At 69.3% G+C, this 16935-nt stretch carries 17 protein-coding genes, 1 tRNA gene and 1 pseudogene; 9 read left to right on the plus strand and 10 right to left on the minus strand.

All coding sequences use genetic code 11. The annotated features are described in order from the left end of the window. Positions 1 to 192 precede the first annotated feature (192 nt). Positions 193 to 627, minus strand: coding sequence for a nucleotide exchange factor GrpE (gene grpE, locus OG289_RS49715; protein WP_442818930.1), 435 nt, complete (start codon positions 625 to 627; stop codon positions 193 to 195). 571 nt (positions 628 to 1198) lie between these two features. Between grpE and OG289_RS21665 the strand changes: the two genes are divergently transcribed. From OG289_RS21665 to OG289_RS21685, 5 genes are all read left to right on the plus strand, one after another. After that, on the plus strand, positions 1199 to 1573 hold the full coding sequence (locus OG289_RS21665) for an alpha/beta fold hydrolase (protein WP_327315685.1): 375 nt from the start codon (positions 1199 to 1201) through the stop codon (positions 1571 to 1573). A 177-nt stretch (positions 1574 to 1750) separates the two neighbouring features. Continuing rightward, complete coding sequence (locus OG289_RS21670; RefSeq protein ID WP_327315686.1) at positions 1751 to 1930, plus strand: alpha/beta fold hydrolase; 180 nt, start codon at positions 1751 to 1753, stop codon at positions 1928 to 1930. A 121-nt stretch (positions 1931 to 2051) separates the two neighbouring features. Next, a complete protein-coding gene (locus OG289_RS21675; RefSeq protein WP_327315687.1) occupies positions 2052 to 2849 on the plus strand; it encodes a helix-turn-helix domain-containing protein in 798 nt (265 codons plus the stop codon). A 40-nt stretch (positions 2850 to 2889) separates the two neighbouring features. Further along, the gene (locus OG289_RS21680; protein WP_327315688.1) at positions 2890 to 3228 is read left to right on the plus strand and encodes a GNAT family N-acetyltransferase; all 339 of its coding nucleotides are present in this window, start codon (positions 2890 to 2892) and stop codon (positions 3226 to 3228) included. Between the two features lie 102 nt (positions 3229 to 3330). Beyond that, entirely contained in the window at positions 3331 to 4308 is a 978-nt protein-coding gene (locus tag OG289_RS21685; RefSeq protein ID WP_442819091.1) for a helix-turn-helix domain-containing protein, read from the plus strand. A 7-nt stretch (positions 4309 to 4315) separates the two neighbouring features. On the opposite strand, the pseudogene OG289_RS21690 reads toward OG289_RS21685, so the two are convergent. After that, a pseudogene (locus OG289_RS21690) lies at positions 4316 to 4747 on the minus strand (pirin family protein); the annotation flags it as partial. 181 nt (positions 4748 to 4928) lie between these two features. Here OG289_RS21690 and repSA point away from each other — a divergent pair. Genes repSA through OG289_RS21705 form a run of 3 tightly spaced genes read left to right on the plus strand, consistent with a single transcriptional unit; the run spans position 4929 to position 7587 of the window. After that, on the plus strand, positions 4929 to 6164 hold the full coding sequence (gene repSA, locus OG289_RS21695; protein WP_327315690.1) for a replication initiator protein RepSA: 1236 nt from the start codon (positions 4929 to 4931) through the stop codon (positions 6162 to 6164). Further along, positions 6161 to 6367 carry an excisionase family DNA-binding protein gene (locus OG289_RS21700; protein ID WP_327315691.1) on the plus strand — a complete coding sequence of 69 codons (207 nt, stop codon included), beginning with the start codon at positions 6161 to 6163 and terminating at the stop codon, positions 6365 to 6367. The genes repSA and OG289_RS21700 overlap by 4 nt, the downstream gene beginning before the upstream one ends. After that, positions 6364 to 7587, plus strand: a complete 1224-nt coding sequence (locus OG289_RS21705) for a site-specific integrase (protein WP_327315692.1) — start codon at positions 6364 to 6366, stop codon at positions 7585 to 7587. Before OG289_RS21700 ends, OG289_RS21705 begins: the two co-directional genes overlap by 4 nt. A 72-nt stretch (positions 7588 to 7659) precedes the next feature. Here OG289_RS21705 and OG289_RS21710 read toward each other — a convergent pair. The 7 genes from OG289_RS21710 to galU all read right to left on the minus strand — a co-directional run bounded on the left by OG289_RS21710 (position 7660) and on the right by galU (position 13295). Beyond that, positions 7660 to 7733 (minus strand) — tRNA-Ala (locus OG289_RS21710). Positions 7734 to 7825: 92 nt separating this feature from the next. Continuing rightward, a complete protein-coding gene (sepX, locus tag OG289_RS21715; protein ID WP_327315693.1) occupies positions 7826 to 9217 on the minus strand; it encodes a divisome protein SepX/GlpR in 1392 nt (463 codons plus the stop codon). Positions 9218 to 9357: 140 nt separating this feature from the next. Beyond that, the gene (locus tag OG289_RS21720) at positions 9358 to 9984 is read right to left on the minus strand and encodes a GNAT family N-acetyltransferase (RefSeq protein ID WP_327320763.1); all 627 of its coding nucleotides are present in this window, start codon (positions 9982 to 9984) and stop codon (positions 9358 to 9360) included. Continuing rightward, positions 9981 to 10523: a MogA/MoaB family molybdenum cofactor biosynthesis protein gene (locus OG289_RS21725; RefSeq protein WP_327315694.1), complete on the minus strand. Its 543-nt coding sequence runs from the start codon at positions 10521 to 10523 to the stop codon at positions 9981 to 9983. The genes OG289_RS21720 and OG289_RS21725 overlap by 4 nt, the downstream gene beginning before the upstream one ends. After that, on the minus strand, positions 10520 to 10999 hold the full coding sequence (gene moaC / locus OG289_RS21730; RefSeq protein ID WP_327315695.1) for a cyclic pyranopterin monophosphate synthase MoaC: 480 nt from the start codon (positions 10997 to 10999) through the stop codon (positions 10520 to 10522). Before moaC ends, OG289_RS21725 begins: the two co-directional genes overlap by 4 nt. 62 nt (positions 11000 to 11061) lie before the next feature. Then, complete coding sequence (glp, locus tag OG289_RS21735; protein ID WP_327315696.1) at positions 11062 to 12387, minus strand: molybdotransferase-like divisome protein Glp; 1326 nt, start codon at positions 12385 to 12387, stop codon at positions 11062 to 11064. Then, a complete protein-coding gene (gene galU, locus OG289_RS21740) occupies positions 12384 to 13295 on the minus strand; it encodes a UTP--glucose-1-phosphate uridylyltransferase GalU (RefSeq protein WP_327315697.1) in 912 nt (303 codons plus the stop codon). The genes glp and galU overlap by 4 nt, the downstream gene beginning before the upstream one ends. Positions 13296 to 13410: 115 nt before the next feature. Here galU and OG289_RS21745 point away from each other — a divergent pair, with 115 nt between their 5' ends. After that, positions 13411 to 14025: a 5-formyltetrahydrofolate cyclo-ligase gene (locus OG289_RS21745; RefSeq protein ID WP_327315698.1), complete on the plus strand. Its 615-nt coding sequence runs from the start codon at positions 13411 to 13413 to the stop codon at positions 14023 to 14025. A gap of 68 nt (positions 14026 to 14093) precedes the next feature. Here OG289_RS21745 and OG289_RS21750 read toward each other — a convergent pair whose 3' ends face one another. Next, positions 14094 to 16874 (minus strand): penicillin acylase family protein, encoded by a 2781-nt coding sequence (locus OG289_RS21750; RefSeq protein ID WP_327315699.1) that lies wholly within the window; start codon positions 16872 to 16874, stop codon positions 14094 to 14096. Positions 16875 to 16935: the final 61 nt, after the last annotated feature.

The following is a 16935-nucleotide window of genomic DNA, read 5'->3' on the forward strand; positions in this document are numbered from 1 at the left end:
TTGCCGTGAGCCCGTAGCACGATCTTGCGCTGCGTACACAGCGGCTGACCGGGCGGCCTGGCTGTCCCGGGAGGAGCACCACGCCTCCGGGACGGCCGCCTGCTGCCGGAGCGGCCTGGCCGACGGCGTGCCCTGCCGGTGCGCCGAGGCCCCTGCGGGGTGACCCGTCGGCACACCATGCCACCCCGGCTGCTACCGGAGGATCAGGGCCGTGTCGTCGATGGCCCCGTGACCGTCACCTCCGCCGGGCGGAGGAACTGGCTGCCTACGCGGTGGCCCGGGCGCACGACCTCCGTGCAGACGGGGCGGTCGGCCCGGTCGGAGGGGAGGCAAGCGACGGCCTTGTGGATACGGGGGTCGAAGGGATCGCCCGCCGCGCCGAAGGTCGTCCAGGCCCAGTCCGGCCAGCTCCGTCTCCAGGGCCTCGGCGACGTGGCGGAAGCCGTCGGTCAGCTCGCCGTGCTTGGCGGCCTCGGCGACCGCGTCGAGGACGGGAAGGAGGCGGCTGAGGACGTTCGCCACGGCGATCTCGCGGATCGCCAGCCGGTCGCGGTGGGCGCGTGAGCGGTAGTTGTCGTACTCCGCCTTCAGCCGCTGGAGATCGGCGGTCCGCTCCGCCAGGGTCACGGCCGGCGCCGCCGCGCCGGGCGGTGGTGCTGCGGCGGGGGCCGTTCCCGTGGGCCGTCCGGGGCTGCGGCGCCTCCGGCTGCGGGCGGTGCCGTGAACGTCAGGGGCGGAGCCTTGCGGGGTGGATCCGGGTGGTGATCGCCGACCGCCCTGTCGCTTGGCCGCCACCTCCCCCTTCCGGGGCCGCGCGCATCCGGCGTCAGCCAGTCGGCGTCGGATAAAAATCTGTGCGCTCTCCGTCAACACATGCGGAAGGGTCCCTTCTAGATTTGGCTCCGTTCCGGGGAGATACCCGACATCCCCCACAAACAGGGGCCGCTCGAATGCAGAGGAGGACACTCGATGAGCCAGAATTCGACCGGCCCGCGCGATCAGTCGGTGGGCCATGGGTCAGAGGATCGGCGCAAGCTCCTTCTGGATTCGGGACGAGAGACGGACACACCACCGGTACCGGTGGTGATCAGCTCCGAACCGGTGCTGTGGAGACTCGTCGTCCCGGACGAGTACCGCGACAGTGGAGGCGACGGCGTCCCGTTGGTCATGCTCCACGGCTGGGGGGCAGACACAGGAGATGTTCCGGCACCAGCTCAGCGGCCTGTCCCCGTCCCGCCGGGTCGTCATACTGGATCCGCGCGGCCACGGACTGTCCGGCAAACCGCACCACGGATACCGCATCGCCCGCCTGGCGCGCGATGTGGTCGAACTCGTCGACCAGCTCCACCTTGACCGGTTCGACGCTGGACCAGCTTATGGACGTCTCGGAGTGGTGGAGCTTCATGGACCAGTACGGCACCGGCCGGATCCGACGGTTCGTCGCCGTCGACCAGCCCGCGGCCGTTGCGGCCGTTCCCTGGATGACGGTCGAGGAGCAACCGGACTCCGGCGCCATCTTCGACGTGGCGGGACTCATGGAACTCGGTGCGGCGCTCGCCGGCCCGGACGGTGAGAAGACGCGCCAAAGAGTGCGCGGCATGTTCTCCGGCGACCCGGACCCCAAAATGCCGGCCTTCCCGCCGAGCAGATCACATCGACGCCGCCCTGTGCCGACGTTCCTCTGCTGTTCGACCACTGTGCACAGGACTGGCGCGATGTCCTTCCCGGAATCGATGTGCCGACAAGCCACGTGAATCCCGATTCGCAGCGCTTCATCGCCGAGCAGATTCCGGATGCACGACTTCACGTCTTCCCGACCGAGGTGGCAAGCTCGCATTTTCCTTTCCTCGAAAACCACGTCGCCTTCAATTCCGTGGTGGAGAAGTTCCTGGCGCAGGAAGCTGAATTTCAGGCTTCGGCCGCTGGATGAACATTCGGTTGGAGTTCTTATGGTCCAGTCATTGATGACACGTGTCCCCAAAGCGGGGGGTGGCCAAGCGCCCGATCCTCTTTTTCCTTCTGATCCCGGATTTATTCGGGTTCTTTCCGGAATGCCCGACGACGGTGCTGGTGAATTCCTGTACGTGGGAATGAATGTCCGTGGGTCGGTCGCGACCACCTGGGCCGGGAACAAGGTTTTCCTGGAGCCGAGTGACGTTGTTTTCTGTGATCCGGCTCGGCGTCATTTCCTGCAGCTCGGCGAGGACTGCCAGATGACGTTCTTCCGTATACCCCGCTGCTACTTGGGCGTTTCGGAGTCGGACCTGGACCGTGTCCTGGGTGTGCCGGTGCGGCACGGCGAGGGCATGGGCGCGCTGGTGTCGGACTTCCTGTCCGCGCTCGCCGCCGAGGCGGAGTTCCACCGGTCGCCGATCGGTGACCGGCTCGCCCGCAGCGCCGTGGATCTCCTCGCCGTCCTCGTCATGGAACTCCTCCAGACGGAGGCGGGAGGGGAGACGTCCGGCGCGTCGAAGGCCGGCAGCGAGATGCTGTCCCGGATACGGATCTTCGTCGAAGAGCATCTGATGGAGCCGGACCTGTCACCGGAATCGATCGCACGCGCGCACCACATCTCCGTCCGCTACCTGCACAAGCTCTTCCAGAACGACGGCACCTCAGTGAGCCAGTGGGTGCGGCAGCGGAGGCTCGACTCCTGCAGACGTGAGCTGGGTCGGACGTCGAACCGAGGGACAACCGTGGCCGCTGTGGCGCACCGCTGGGGCTTCAACAGCGCATCGCACTTCAGCCGTACCTTCCGGGACGCCTACGGCATGTCCCCCAGCGAGTGGCAGGCAGTGGCAGCGTCGGGCGTCGACTCGACGCTCACCAACGAACGGGCTGACGGCTGATCTTCGGCAACTGCCCCCGCACCAACCGAGAAGGATCCCAATGACCCAGCCTTCCGCCGCTCCGACCGTCGAGCGGAGAGACAACAGGCACCGTTACGAAATCCTCGTCGACGGAAAGCGCGTCGGCCTGACCGCCTACCGCGACCGTGGTGAGCAGCGGGTCTTCTACCACACGGAAGTCGACGACGCCTTAGCCGGACAGGGGCTGGCCGCGCAGCTGGTCCATGAGGCACTCACCGACGTGCGCAGGTCGGGTAAGCGCGTCGTACCGGTCTGTCCCTATGTGGCCAAGTACCTGGCCAGGCATGGGGAGTTCAGTGACATCACCGACCCGGTGACCCCAGAGGTCCTCCAGTGGCTGGACACGGAGTTGGGCTGACAGCCGAGTTGATCCACTCACATCCTTCTAGGAGATCCCATGCCTGTCGTTCTCTCGACCGCACCGCTGCCTCCGTCCCAGCGGGCGGAATGTTGGCACGAGATGGTTTCGAACACGTTCATACCGCTCGAGGTGAAGCTGCTCGAGCGTGAGCCTTCGGCGGGAACGATATCCAGCGAGCAGCTCGGATCCCTGCAGATGTCTGTGGTGCGGGCAGGCCCACAGGTGGTCACCCGCACTCCACGCCTGATCGCCGAGGACGGCGAGGAGTGGATCACTGTCGCGCTTCAGCACCGAGGGACCGCCGCGCTCGAACAGGACGGCAGGCAGGTCCTCATGCGGCCTGGCGAGTTCGCGATGTCCGACTCCGGCCGACCCTTCCGGAAGGAACTGGCGGAGGGGTTCAGTTTCACAGCGTTTCACCTGGCCCGTAAGGATCTCCGAGTGCCTGAGCAGGACCTGCGGGCGCTGACCGCCACCGTCTTCTCGAGCAGCGGAGGCAGCAGCGGATTGGTGGCAACGTACCTGACGCGCCTGGCACAAGGCACGGAGGCCCTCGATGTGTCTGTCCGACGCAGGCTCGGCATCATCGCAACGGACCTCCTGGCGCTGCTCGTCCAAGAGCGGTCCGGAAAGCTGAACCCGCAGGCGCCGGAATCGGCAAACGCCATACTGACGCTGATCAAGGAGAACATCGTTCGGAATCTGTCCGATCCCGGAATGTCACCCGAGGTGATCGCGGCAGCGCACCACATCTCGGTCCGGTATCTCCACAAGCTCTTCGAGTACGAAGAGACCACGGTGAGCCGCTGGATCCTGCAGCATCGGCTGGAGAGGTGCAGGCGGGATCTGTCGCAGGCCACGGGCCCGCTCCGCACGGTGGCGGCGGTCGGCCGGCGCTGGGGCCTCGTGAGCCCGAGCCACTTCAGCCGCGTCTTCCGCGCCGCGTACGGAATGTCTCCCCGCGAATGGCAGACGGCCGAGTGGATGCATCAAAGCGGCCTGGGACAGCAGCGAGGGAAGCTCGTGCCGTCGTCGACGGGCTCGTTCCGGCGGGGCGAGGGCGCCGAGGCAGCCTGAGGGCTATATCCCCGGCGAAGGAGCCCAGGACCACCCTGACCTCGGCCCCGGCGATCCGTACGGGGCCGGGTACGTAGGGCTGGAAGTCGCGTTCCGCGTACCTGTGCTGTTCGGGCAGCGCCACCCACAGCTGGACGCCGTGCAGGACCGTGGTTCGCGCGGTCGAGACCTCCGAGTGGCTGATGCCGTACCCGCCCGTCATGAGGTTCAGCTCGCCCGGTCGTACCAGCGCGTGGCTTCCGAGACTGTCCCGGTGCTCGATCTCGCAGCTGAACAGCCAGCTCACCGTCTGTAGTCCGGTGTGCGGATGCGGGGCGACGTCCATGCCACCCGTGACGGCGACGTCGTCGGGGCAGATGGGGGTCCCCCCGCGCGAGCGAAGCCGAGCGTGGGGGAGGCCGGCGAAGCACCAGGCTCCGATCAGGGGCCACCGGGCCACGGCAGCCGTGCCTGGCCGTGCCTGGCGAGGAGCGCAGGCACCAGGTAGTACGAGGCACGGATGTGCGCGGCTTGGGCCAGCGCGGGAGACGCGCCCAGGTTCTCGGTGGGCAGGATGACGGCAGTGGTGGGCTCATCGGCGGGCTGCGCGCTGCCAGCCGGCCTGCCGCAGCAGCGCGAGCATGATCTGGACGTCGGTGTTGGCCGGGATGTTGGCCAGCACCGACGCCGAGCCCGGCCGCCGACTCCGCGTCGCCTGCGGCAACCGCCGTGCTTCCCGCTGCCCCTCCTGCGCCTGGACCTACGCGGGCGACACGTACCACCTCATCCGCGCCGGACTCGTCGGCGACCCCGCCAAAGGCACCCCTCACACGATCCGGGATCACCCTCGGGTCTTCGCCACCCTGACCGCCCCCTCCTTCGGCCCCGTCCACAACCGCCCCGGTAACCGCCCCTGCCGCTGTGGCAAGCACCACCCCGAAGACGCGCCCGAACTCGGCACCGCCCTCGACCCGTCCTCGTACGACTACGCGGGCGCGGTGCTGTGGAACAACCACGCTTCCGATCTGTGGCGCTACTTCACGATCTACCTCCGCCGCGAGATCGCCCGCCGCGCCGGCCTCACGCAGAAAGCGGCCCATGAGGCGTCCCGCATCTCGTTCGGCAAGGTCGCCGAGTACCAGAAGCGCGGTGCCGTCCACTTTCACGCCGTCATCCGCTTCGACGGACCCGACGGACCGGACTCCCCACCCCCGGCCTGGGCCACCCTCGACCTGCTTACCGAAGCGATCCGCGCCGCCGCTGCCCGCGTCGCGGTCGACGTCGCCTCGGCCGGTGACCAGCCCGCCCGAACCCTGCGCTGGGGCATCCAACTCGACGTCCAGCCCATCGGTGCCTTCGGCAACGGCGAGGAGATCACCGAACAGGCAGTGGCCTCCTACGTCGCCAAGTACGCCACCAAGGCGGCCGAGACCACCGGCACGGTCGACCGGCCCATCGGCAACAAAGAGGCCCTGGTCCTGCTCGACGTCGCCGACCACCCCCGCCGACTCATCGAAGCCTGCCTCGACCTCCACCCGCTCTACCCGGACCGCAAGCTCCGCGACTGGGCCCACATGCTCGGCTTCCGCGGCCACTTCTCCACCAAGTCCCGCCGCTACTCCACCACCCTCGGCGCCCTCCGCAAGGTCCGCGCCGACTACCGCGCCGCCCAGCAACGCCAGTCCCTCGGCCTGCCCGATCCCACCGCCCCGGAGGCAACCACCCTGACCCTCGCCCACTGGTCCTACGCCGGCCACGGCCACACCCCCGGCGAAACCTGGCTCGCCGACAACATCCGCCGCGACATCCAACTCAACCGCGAAACCGCCCGCGAAGCCCTGCAAGACGAACTGCTCTGGGAGGAACAAGCAGCATGACCGCAACCATCATCGAACCGAAGTGGTACACCACGGAGGAAGTCGCGGTCCTGCTCCGCTTCGGCCTCTCCAAGACCAAGATGCTGGTACTTACCAGAGAGATCCACTCCGTGAAGGTCGGCCGCAATCGACGCATCCTGCCGGAATGGGTGGACGAGCACGTCAAGCGCGTCACCTCCGCCCCTGAGGGGGTGGCTGCATGAGCGGCAAGCGCGGCAACGGTGAGGGCTCGATCTACCCGTACAAGAACGGCTTCGCCGCCTACGTCTGGGTGACCACCCCGGAGGGCGACCGCAAGCGCAAGTACGTGTACGGCAAGACCCGGGACGAGGTCCACGACAAGTGGATCAAGTTGCACGCCGAGGCCAAGCAAGGGCCGGTGGTCACGTCCTCGCCGACGCTGGCCCAGTACCTCGCGCGGTGGCTCCGGGAGGTCGTACAGCCGGACCTGAAGCCCAAGACGGCTGAGACGTACGCGATGCACGTCCGGCTCTACATCGCGCCTGGGCTGGGCTCGAAGGGACTCGACAAGCTGACCGTGCGGGACGTGCGGAACTGGGTGAACACCCTCCTGGAACAGTGCCAGTGCTGCACCCAGGGCCTGGACGCCAAGCGGGACACCCCTCGTTGCTGCGCCGCCGGTAACTGCTGCGAGCGCATCCCGTCCCGTCGCACGGTGCAGGACGCTCGCGCGGTCCTCCGGTCGGCCCTGACCAACGCCATGACGGAAGAGCTGATCACGAAGAACGTGGCCGGCCTGGTCAAGGTGCGGTCGGCGCGAAAGACGAAGCGGCACCCGTGGTCGGTCGAAGAGGCCCGACAGTTTCTCGAAGCGGCAAGCGCGGCCCATGACCCGCTGTACGCGGCCTACGTGCTCATCCTGGTCCTGGGCTTCCGGCGCGGCGAGGTGCTCGGACTCACCTGGGAGAACGTGAACCTGGACGCCGGTGAGATCTCGGTGCGGATGCAGCTACAGCGCATCAACCGGCGCTTGGTCCACGACGAGACCAAGACCGAGGCATCCACAGCCGTGCTGCCGCTCCCGGAGATCTGCATCGCGGCTCTCCAGCGTCGCCAGAAGGAGCGGGAGTTGTCCAAGCAGGCGGCCGGCGAACTGTGGTCGGACTCCGACTTCGTGTTCACGACGCGGTACGGCACACCGTTCGAACCCCGCAACTTCAACCGCCGGTTCATGGACCGCTCGGCCCGCGCCGACGTCCGCCGCATCCGGCTTCACGACACTCGGCACACCTGCGGCTCGCTCCTCGCCGCCCTCGACGTGCACCCCCGCGTCGCGATGCAGATCCTTCGGCACAGCAAGATCGCGGTGACGATGGAGGTGTACACGCACGTCCCGTCGGAGGCCACCCGCCGGGCGCTGCGCAAGCTGGGCAAGCACCTTGGGAAGCAAGATCCGGAGTAGTTGCTGTACTTCGCTGCTGTACGGCATGTCAAAGCCCCGGTCGGGAGATCCCGACCGGGGCTTTGAGCTGCGTGGACCTGAGGGGATTCGAACCCCTGGCCCCCTCGATGCGAACGAGGTGCGCTACCGGACTGCGCCACAGGCCCTTGCAACGAGTGAAACTCTAGCACCCCCATCAGCCTGCCTGGAAATCCGTTCCCCGAGGCCGGGAGCAGGGTGTGCCGGGGTGCCGGGGCCCCTATTCGTTGGCGGCCCGGGGTCGCTCGCCGTCCTCGTACTGGTCGAACAGCGGGGTGCGTCCGCGTTCGCGTGAGCGCCGGGCGGAGGCCGCGCGCCGGGCGTCGCTGCGCTCGTCGCCCTCCGCCGCCCTGTCCTCCGCGTGGTCTCCTTCTTCCGGCTCCCCGGCCGGTGGGTCCCCGGCGTCCGCCGCTTCCTGCTCGGGCGCGACCGAGCTCGACCGGGCCGAGCTCCAGGCGTCCGGCGCCCCGAGGTCCACGTCGGAGGTGGCCCGGGGTGCGACGGGCGCGGTCACGTACGTCGGCAGCGGTACCGGTACCGGGTCCCAGCTCTCGCCGTGGCCGGGGCGGCGCTGGCGCTCGCGCTGCTGGTCGACCCACTCCGCGTGGTCGGTCTGCTCGACGAGCGCCCTGCGGTCCGCGGCGAGCGCCAGCAGGCCCGGGTCGGTCTCCGGTTCGGGGCCCTCGTGCGGCTCCTCTGCACCGGCGTCGGGGCCGGGATCGACGGAGGACGCGTTCGCCGGGGCCGGCGCACGCCGGCGCGGCTGACGCTCCCGCAGCCGCTGCGCGGCGACCTCGGCGCGTCTGCGGTCCATCTGGTAGGCGAAGCGGCGACGCTCCTGGGAGCGCAGGTGCGCGATGTAGGCGCTGAGCAGGACGGCGGGCACGCCGGGCGCCCAGAGGAACGCGAGACCGCCGACCGCCGCGACGATCGCGCCGAGCGTGAAGGCGAGGAAGAGCATCATGGTGGTGCGCCTGCGGCGTGCGAGCGACTTCGAGCGCTGTGCGCGCGCGGCGGACGCCTGCGCGGAGGTCGTGCGCCGTGCGACCGGCACGCGCCGGCCCGCCGGAGCAGCACCCCCTTCGCGCGCGGGTGCGGAACCGGACGCGGAACCCTGTTCGCGCTGTTCGCGGTGTTCGTGGTGTTCGTGGTGTTCCCGCGCGGGCTTGGCCGCCGGATCGCGCGCCGGTTCACGCGCCGGGTCGCGCGCCGTCTCCGGACGCCCCGGCCCTCGCTCCTGGCCTCGGTCCTGAACCCGCTCGGGACCGTGCTCCTGACCGCGTCCCTGTCCCCGCTCCTGCGCTCGCTCCGGGACCGGCGCCTTCACCTGCGGGCGGGTCGGAGGCATGGCGAAGGCCCGGACGTCCACCGAGTCGGTGGCGGCGTCCGGAACGTCGGCGCCCTGCTCCCCCTCCTCGGTGGAGCGCGCCCGCAGGTCCTTGGCGTACCGGCGCTCCATACCCGCCCGTCCGGACAGCAGCCGGATGGCGGTGCTGAAGCGTTCTGTCGGACGGGCCTCGTTCAGCTCGTCCTGCCTACGGAGCCACATCGGCACCAAGTAGGCGGCCCAGGCCCCGACAATGACTGCATAGATGAGGCCGCTGCTGCTCACGCCTCACACGGTAGAGGGGTTTACGTGAGGCCATCCGCCAATTGAGCCGGTGTGTCGCACGATCTGGCTGATATTTCGAGCTTTTTTTGCGACCGGTGCGATCAATCGATCACTTTCGAACGTTTATTCGACGCGTTTTTTCAATTGGACGCGTTCTGCGAGCGCGCTCGCCGCCACCTGCTCAGCAGGCCTTCCGGGACCTCCTCCGCCGTGAGCGCGAAGACGAGATGGTCGCGCCAGGCGCCGTCGATGTGGAGATAGCGCGGCCGCAGCCCTTCCTCACGGAATCCGAGTTTCTCCACGACCCGGCGGCTGGGGCCGTTTTCCGGGCGAATGCAGACCTCGATGCGGTGCAGCCCGACGTTCCGGAAACAGTGGTCCACGACGAGCGCCACCGCCGTCGGCATCACCCCGCGGCCGGCCACCGACTCGTCCACCCAGTAGCCGACGTGCCCGGAGCACATCGACCCCCAGGTGATCCCGGCAACCGTCAACTGCCCGACGAGCCGCCCCTGGTACTCGATGACGAACGGCAGCATCCGCCCCGCGTTCGCCTCGGCACGCAGGTGCCGGACCATCTGACGGTAGGTCGGCCGGTGTGCGATCGGCCCGCTGGGCGCGGGCGGCGGGATGGTCGCCTCCCAGGGGCGCAGCCAGTCCCGGTTGCGCCGGTTGACCTCGCGCCAGGCCCGCTGGTCGCGCAGCTTTATCGGCCGCAGGACGATGTCGCCCTCCGCCAGTTCGACGGGCCAGGATGCGCTGTTCAGCTCGCACCCCCCGTACTGGCCCCGGGTCTGGGGTGGTCACCACCGCGGATCTGGTCGACGGCGTGGATCAGCAGGGGCTCCAGGACGGCGAGACCGTCCTTCACCCCGCCGGTGGAACCGGGCAGGTTGACGATCAGTGTGCCGCCCGCCACTCCGGCCAGGCCCCGGGAGAGCACCGAGGTCGGCACCTTCTCCCGGCCGTACGCCCGGATCGCCTCGGCGATACCGGGCACCTCGCGGTCGATCACCGCGCGGGTCGCCTCGGGCGTGCCGTCGGTGGGCGAGATGCCGGTGCCGCCGGTGGTCACGATGACGTCGTATCCGGCCTCGGCACCCGCCCGCAGCGCGGCCTCCACCGGGTCCCCGTCGGGGACGACCTGCGGCCCGTCGACGGCGAAGCCGAAGCCCTTGAGGCCCTCGGCGATCAGCGGGCCGCCCCGGTCCTCGTAGACCCCGGCGGCGGCCCGGTTGGAGGCGGTCACGACCAGCGCGGCGTACGGCGCGAGCAGCGCGCCGCCGATCGACGCATCGGTTGTCATGCCCGGCCCCAGTCGCCCGACTTGCCGCCCGTCTTCTCCTCCACGCGCACGTCCGTGATCACCGCTCCCTTGTCGACGGCCTTGACCATGTCGATCACGGTGAGCGCGGCGACGGAGACCGCGGTGAGGGCCTCCATCTCGACGCCCGTGCGGTCCGTCGTCTTCACCGTGGCGGTGATCTCCACGGCGTCGTCCGCGACCGACAGGTCCAGTTTCACACCGGAGACCGCCAACGGGTGACAGAGCGGGATGAGATCCGGGGTGCGTTTGGCGCCCATGATGCCCGCGATCCGCGCGGTGGCGAGGGCGTCGCCCTTGGGCAGCCCCTCGCCGCGCAGCAGCTCGACCACCCGGGGTGAGACGAGGACACGGCCGCTGGCGCGCGCGGTGCGCGCGGTCACGTCCTTGCCGGATACGTCGACCATGCGGGCGGCGCCCGCCTCGTCGATGTGCGTCAGTCGGTCCTGCGTGCTCATGGTGTGTCGGCGCTCCCGGTCGGGCCTGTTGTGCGCGACACGGTACCCCCAACCAGGAGTGCTCAGCCGAGGAGGACCACCTCGACCTCGGTGCCGGGCTCGACGGATTCCACGTCCTCGGGGACGACGATCAGCGAGTCGGCGTGCGCGAGGGCCGCGACCAGGTGGGAGCCGGCGCCGCCGACCGGGCGGACGGCGCCGTCGGCGTAGGCGGCGCGCAGGAACTGTCTGCGGCCCTTGGGCGAGGTCAGCGCCTTGTCGGCGGTGAGCTTCGCGCGCGTGGTCGGCCGGTGGACGTCGTCGAGGCCCATGAGGATGCGGATGGCGGGGCGGACGAACAGCTCGAAGGAGACGTACGACGACACCGGGTTGCCGGGCAGGGCCAGCAGGGGGGTGTGGTCGGGGCCGATGGAGCCGAATCCCTGGGGCTTGCCGGGCTGCATGGCGAGCTTGCGGAACTCGATGCCGCTGCCCGCCTCGTCCTCGTCGCCGACGTGCTCCAGGGCCTCCTTGACGACGTCGTACGCCCCGACGCTCACGCCGCCGGTGGTGACGACGAGGTCGGCGCGGACGAGCTGGTCCTCGATGGTGGAGCGGAGCGTGTCGGCGTCGTCGGCGACCGCGCCGACCCGGTAGGCGATGGCGCCGGCGTCGCGGGCGGCCGCGGTCAGGGCGAAGCTGTTGGAGTCATAGATCTGGCCGCTGCCCAGTTCCTCGCCGGGCTGGACGAGTTCGCTGCCGGTGGACATGACGACCACGCGCGGGCGCGGGCGCACGCGTACGGCGGCACGGCCGATCGCGGCGAGCAGGGCGATCTGGGGCGGGCCGAGGACTGTTCCGGCGTCGAGTGCGCGGTCGCCGGCCTTCACGTCGCTGCCCATCGCGCGCACGTGCGCGCGTGCCTCGGCGGGCCGGTACACACGCACGTGCCCCGAGGCCTGCTCGGGGGCGAGGCTGCGGGCGCGCATCCCGCTGACCGGGCCCTCGCCGAGCCCGCCGTCGGTCCACTCCACGGGGACGACGGCTTCGGCGCCGGACGGGAGCGGGGCGCCGGTCATGATCCGGGCGGCCTGGCCCGGTCCCACGTACAGCAGGTCGGCCTGGTGGCCGGCCGCGACGTCCCCGACGACCTCCAGGGCCGCCGGGAACTCCTCACTCGCGCCCGCGACATCCGCGACCCGTACCGCGTACCCGTCCATGGAGCTGTTGTCGAAGGGCGGCAGTGAGACCGGCACCGTGACGTCCTCGACCAGGACGCAGCCCTGGGCGTCGGGCAGTTGCAGCTCGATGGGTTCCAGGGGGCGGACGGTGGCGAGGATGTCCGCGAGGTGTTCGTCCACCGACCAGAGGTGGTCCTGGCCGACGGGGCGGGGCGCGGCGGTGCTCAAAGTGGCTGCATCTCCTCGGTGACGTAACTGCGAAGCCAGGACCGGAAGTCCGGACCCAGATCTTCACGTTCGCACGCGAGTCTGACAATGGCACGCAGATAGTCGCCGCGGTCGCCGGTGTCATAGCGCCGGCCCTTGAAGACGACGCCGTGGACGGGGCCGCCGACCTTCTCGTCCTGCGCGAGCTGCTGGAGGGCGTCGGTGAGCTGGATCTCGCCGCCGCGGCCGGGCTCGGTCTGACGGAGTATGCCGAACACGCTCGGGTCGAGGACGTAGCGTCCGATGATCGCGTAGTTCGACGGGGCGTCCGCCGGGTCCGGCTTCTCGACGAGGCCGGTCACCTTGACCACGTCGCCTTCCGCGGTGGGCTCGACGGCCGCGCAGCCGTAGAGGTGGATCTGCTCGGGGGCGACCTCCATGAGCGCGACGACGCTGCCGCCGTGCCGCTCCTGTACCTCGATCATCCGCTTCAGGAGCGGGTCGCGGGGGTCGATCAGGTCGTCGCCCAGCAGGACGGCGAAAGGCTCCTGTCCGACGTGCGGGGCCGCGCACAGGACGGCGTGTCCGAGGCCCTTGGGGTCACCCTGTCGCACGTAGTGCATGGTCGCGAGGTCGCTGGACTGCTGGACCTTGGCGAGCCTGGCGGCGTCGCCCTTCTTCTGCAGCGCCGACTCCAGTTCGTAGTTGCGGTCGAAGTGGTCCTCGAGGGGGCGCTTGTTGCGGCCCGTGACCATGAGGACGTCGTCGAGACCGGCGGAGACGGCCTCCTCGACCACGTACTGGATAGCCGGCTTGTCCACGACCGGCAGCATCTCCTTGGGAGTGGCCTTGGTGGCCGGCAGGAACCGGGTGCCGAGGCCGGCCGCGGGGATGACAGCCTTGCTGATCCTGGGGTGCGACTGAGTCATGGCGGCAACCTTATCCGCTGACTTTGAGAGGAATCTGTACCTTCGGTTAATTCATGATCATATGACCGCGCGGGAACGGTGGGGGAGAAGTGCGTGAGCAATGTGGGAGCGACATATGAGCCACCTCGAAGGCGTACCGGAGTCTGACAAGCGCAGGTTTCGGCGAGAGTTCCTCGCCGTGAGGAACAGGTTGACGACGGATGACGTGCGGACGGCCGCCGAGGCACTGGCCGCCCGCGCCCTGGAACTGCCCGAGTTGGCGCACGCGCGCACGGTGGCGGCGTACGTCTCCGTGGACACCGAACCCGGCACCCTGGCGCTGCTGGACGCGCTGCGCGCGCGGGGCGTGCGTGTCCTGCTCCCCGCACTGATGCCCGACAACGACCTGGACTGGGGCGCCTACGCCGGTGAGGGCTCCCTCGCGCGGGTCCGGCACGGCGGGAAGATGGCCCTCCTGGAGCCGGCCGGCGAGCGCCTCGGCCCGGACGCCGTGACGGCCGCCGACGTGGTGCTGCTGCCGGGGCTCGCGGTCGACGAGCGCGGCATGCGGCTGGGCCGCGGCGGAGGCTCGTACGACCGCGTGCTGGCCCGCCTGGCGGACTCCGGCGCCCACCCCGCGCTGGTGGTGCTCCTGTACGACACCGAGGTCGTCGAGCGCGTCCCCGAGGAGGCGCACGACCGGCCGGTGCACGCCGTGGTGACGCCCTCGGGAGTGCGGCGCTTCACCTGACCCGTCCGCCTGCATGGGAAAGGGGCCGTCCACGCGCGTGTGGAGGGCCCCTTTCCCCGTGCGGCCGCTCAGGGCTTGAGGACCAGGGTGTCGCTGGTGCTGTCGTCGACCGCCTTCTTCGAGAAGGACCAGTCGAGCAGCTCGCCGTTGGCCCACTTGCCCGTCTGATCGGTGTAGTGGGCGCTGAAGGCGTGTCCCGAGGCGCCGCTGAGGTTGATCCACTTCGACTTGTCGAGGTCGTCGAGGTTGACCACCATCCGCATCGACGGCACCCACACGACGCCGTAGCCGCCGGCCGCGTTCCAGCCGGTCGCGTTGACCGCCGCCTCGCCGCCGCCGAGCTTCCAGGGGCCGCGGTTGAGGATGTACTGCAGGAAGCCGGGGCCGCTGGTGCCCAGGGTCTGGTTCTTCAGGAACAGGCGGTGCAGCCGGCCCCAGCTCCAGGTGTCGATGTCCTTGCCGAGCTTGGCGGTCAGCTCCCAGCGGGCGTCGATCAGGGCCCGCTCGAACAGCTTGTCGCGGTTGTGGTCGGCGCCGGGGCGGCCGCTGACAGACTTGGGCGTCGTCCACCAGTCGCTGTCCGGCTTGTCCATGAGGTTGCGCACGACCTCGAACCAGCGGTCGCCGCCGTCCGGCTGCGCCTGGTCGGCGTCACGCTCACCACACTCGGAGACCTTGTCGGTGTCGTCGACCGGGCCGGTGCTGTCGACCGGGTCGACCCACAGGCACTGCCCCTCGACGCGCAGCTCCTTGGGCAGCTTGTTGCCGAAGGCCAGCTTGAGGATGTTCCGCCAGACGGCGTTGAAGTAGGCGGCCGCCGCGGAGTCGGGGTCCTGGGTGTAGTCCCAGCCCTGCAGCAGCTTCTGCGCCTCACGAACGTCCGGGTCGTCCAGGTTGATCTTCAGCAGGGCGGGCACGAGCAGCCGGGCGATCTGGCTGTCGTTGTCCAGCTGCATCTGCCGCATGTCGTCGGTGGAGATCTTGCCGCCGCCCTTGATCTTGCCCTTGATCAGGTCGGTGATCCGCTGGCTGCGCGCGCCGTAGCCCCAGTCCGTGGTGAGCGTGTAAGGGTACTTGTCCTTGTCGACGACGGCCTGGTTGGCGGTGACGATGTACCCGCGCGCGGGGTCGTGCTCGTAGGGCAGCTCGTCGAAATCGATGTAGCCGGTCCACTGGTACTTGGAGTACCAGCCGGGCGCGGGGATCGAGCCGTCGAGGCCCTTCGCGCGCGTGGGGATCTTTCCGGGCAGCTGGTAGCCGATGTGGTTCGCGGTGTCGGCATAGACGAGGTTCTGCGAGGGCACGTCGAAGGCCTTGGCCGCGGCACGGAAGTCGTCCCAGTCCTTCGCCTTGTTCAAGTCGAAGACGGCGTTCACGGAGGTGCCCGCTTCCAGCGCCGTCCATCTCAGGGCGACGCCGTAACCGTCGCCGCGGTCGGGCGCCGCGGCGTCGACGGTGGCCTTCTTGCCGACGTTGACGAGCTCGTCGTCGCGGTCGGACAACAGGGGCATCCCGTCCTGGGTCTGCCGGACGACGATCTTCTTGGACGCGCCGCCGGCGACCTTGATGGTCTCCTCGCGCGTGATGAAGGGCTTCACCTTGTTGTCGTACACGTAGCCGTCGTCGCCGGAGAGCTTCTCCAGGTAGAGGTCGGTGACGTCGACACCCGAGTTGGTCATGCCCCAGGAGATCGTCTGGTTGTGGCCGATTATCACGCCGGGCATGCCCGCGAAGGTGTAGCCGGAGACGTCGTACTGGCACTTGCTGGAGACCGTCCGGCAGTGCAGGCCCATCTGGTACCAGACGGACGGCAGCGAGGCCGACAGATGCGGGTCGTTGGCCAGCAGCGGCTTGTTGGTGATCGTGTACTTACCGGCGACGACCCAGGAGTTGGAGCCGATGCCGTTGCCGTTCACGCCGACGGCCGTGGGCAGGTCGTCCAGGACGTTGTAGAGGCCCGAGAGCTGGCTCTGCAGGGCCGAGCTCGTGCCGTCCGACGTTCCGGTGCCGCCGCCCGTGCTGCCACTCGTGGAGCTGCCCCCGGAGCCGCTCCCGCTACCGCTCTGTTCGAACGTCTTCGTCAGCTCGTCGTACTTGCCCTGCTGGACGATCGTCCGGTTGCGGTCGTACGGGTACTGCGGGTACAGCTCGGCGATCTGCTGCGGGCCGAGACGGCTGGTCATCAGGGCGCGGTCGATCTCGTCCTGCATGTTGCCGCGCAGGTCCCAGGCCATCGCCTTCAGCCAGGAGACCGAGTCGACCGGAGTCCACTCGGCGGGCTTGTAGTCGTTGGTGAAGCCCAGGGCCGCGTACTCCAGGGAGATGTCCGCGCCGTCCTTGCCCTTGAGGTAGGCGTTGACTCCCTTGGCGTACGCCTGGAGGTACTTCTTGGTGTCGGGCGACAGCTTGGTGTCGTACTCCTGCTTGGCGACGCGGTCCCAGCCCATGGTGCGCAGGAACTCGTCGTTGTCGACCTGGCCCTTGCCGAACATCTCCGACAGCCGCCCGGACGTCATGTGCCGACGTACGTCCATCTCGTAGAACCGGTCCTGCGCCTGGACGTAGCCTTGCGCCATGAAGAGGTCCTCGTCGGAATCCGCGTAGATCTGCGGGATGCCGTAGCCGTCCCGCTTCACGTCGACGGCCCCGGACAGGCCCTCGAGCGTGATCGAACCCTTGGTCTGCGGGAAGGACGCGCGGACGGTGCTGATGGACCAGTAGGCGCCGTAGGCGATGCCTCCGATGATGGCCAGCACCAGCACAAGCACGATCAAACGGGCTTTGCGCCCCTTCTTCCTGCCGGACTTGCCGGGCTTGTCACCCGATGTGGCGGTGGTGTTGGGGGGCATCGCTGTCCTTGCTGTCCTAACGCGAGCGGCAGGCGGTCCTGGAGTGCTGGAGCAACCATAG

The sequence above is a fragment of the Streptomyces sp. NBC_01235 genome (genome assembly GCF_035989285.1).
Lineage (GTDB): Bacteria > Actinomycetota > Actinomycetes > Streptomycetales > Streptomycetaceae > Streptomyces.

Excerpts from the sequence above, each read along its gene's own strand:
- OG289_RS21665 (WP_327315685.1), top strand. The coding sequence starts at position 1,199 with ATGTTCCGGCACCAGCTCAGCGGCCTGTCCCCGTCCCGCCGGGTCGTC.
- moaC (WP_327315695.1), bottom strand. The coding sequence starts at position 10,999 with ATGAGCACGCAGGACCGACTGACGCACATCGACGAGGCGGGCGCCGCC.
- OG289_RS21725 (WP_327315694.1), bottom strand. The coding sequence starts at position 10,523 with ATGACAACCGATGCGTCGATCGGCGGCGCGCTGCTCGCGCCGTACGCC.
- OG289_RS21675 (WP_327315687.1), top strand. The coding sequence starts at position 2,052 with ATGCCCGACGACGGTGCTGGTGAATTCCTGTACGTGGGAATGAATGTC.
- OG289_RS21750 (WP_327315699.1), bottom strand. The coding sequence starts at position 16,874 with ATGCCCCCCAACACCACCGCCACATCGGGTGACAAGCCCGGCAAGTCC.
- OG289_RS21680 (WP_327315688.1), top strand. The coding sequence starts at position 2,890 with ATGACCCAGCCTTCCGCCGCTCCGACCGTCGAGCGGAGAGACAACAGG.
- repSA (WP_327315690.1), top strand. The coding sequence starts at position 4,929 with ATGATCTGGACGTCGGTGTTGGCCGGGATGTTGGCCAGCACCGACGCC.
- OG289_RS21700 (WP_327315691.1), top strand. The coding sequence starts at position 6,161 with ATGACCGCAACCATCATCGAACCGAAGTGGTACACCACGGAGGAAGTC.
- galU (WP_327315697.1), bottom strand. The coding sequence starts at position 13,295 with ATGACTCAGTCGCACCCCAGGATCAGCAAGGCTGTCATCCCCGCGGCC.
- OG289_RS21705 (WP_327315692.1), top strand. The coding sequence starts at position 6,364 with ATGAGCGGCAAGCGCGGCAACGGTGAGGGCTCGATCTACCCGTACAAG.
- OG289_RS21745 (WP_327315698.1), top strand. The coding sequence starts at position 13,411 with ATGAGCCACCTCGAAGGCGTACCGGAGTCTGACAAGCGCAGGTTTCGG.
- OG289_RS21685 (WP_442819091.1), top strand. The coding sequence starts at position 3,331 with ATGGTTTCGAACACGTTCATACCGCTCGAGGTGAAGCTGCTCGAGCGT.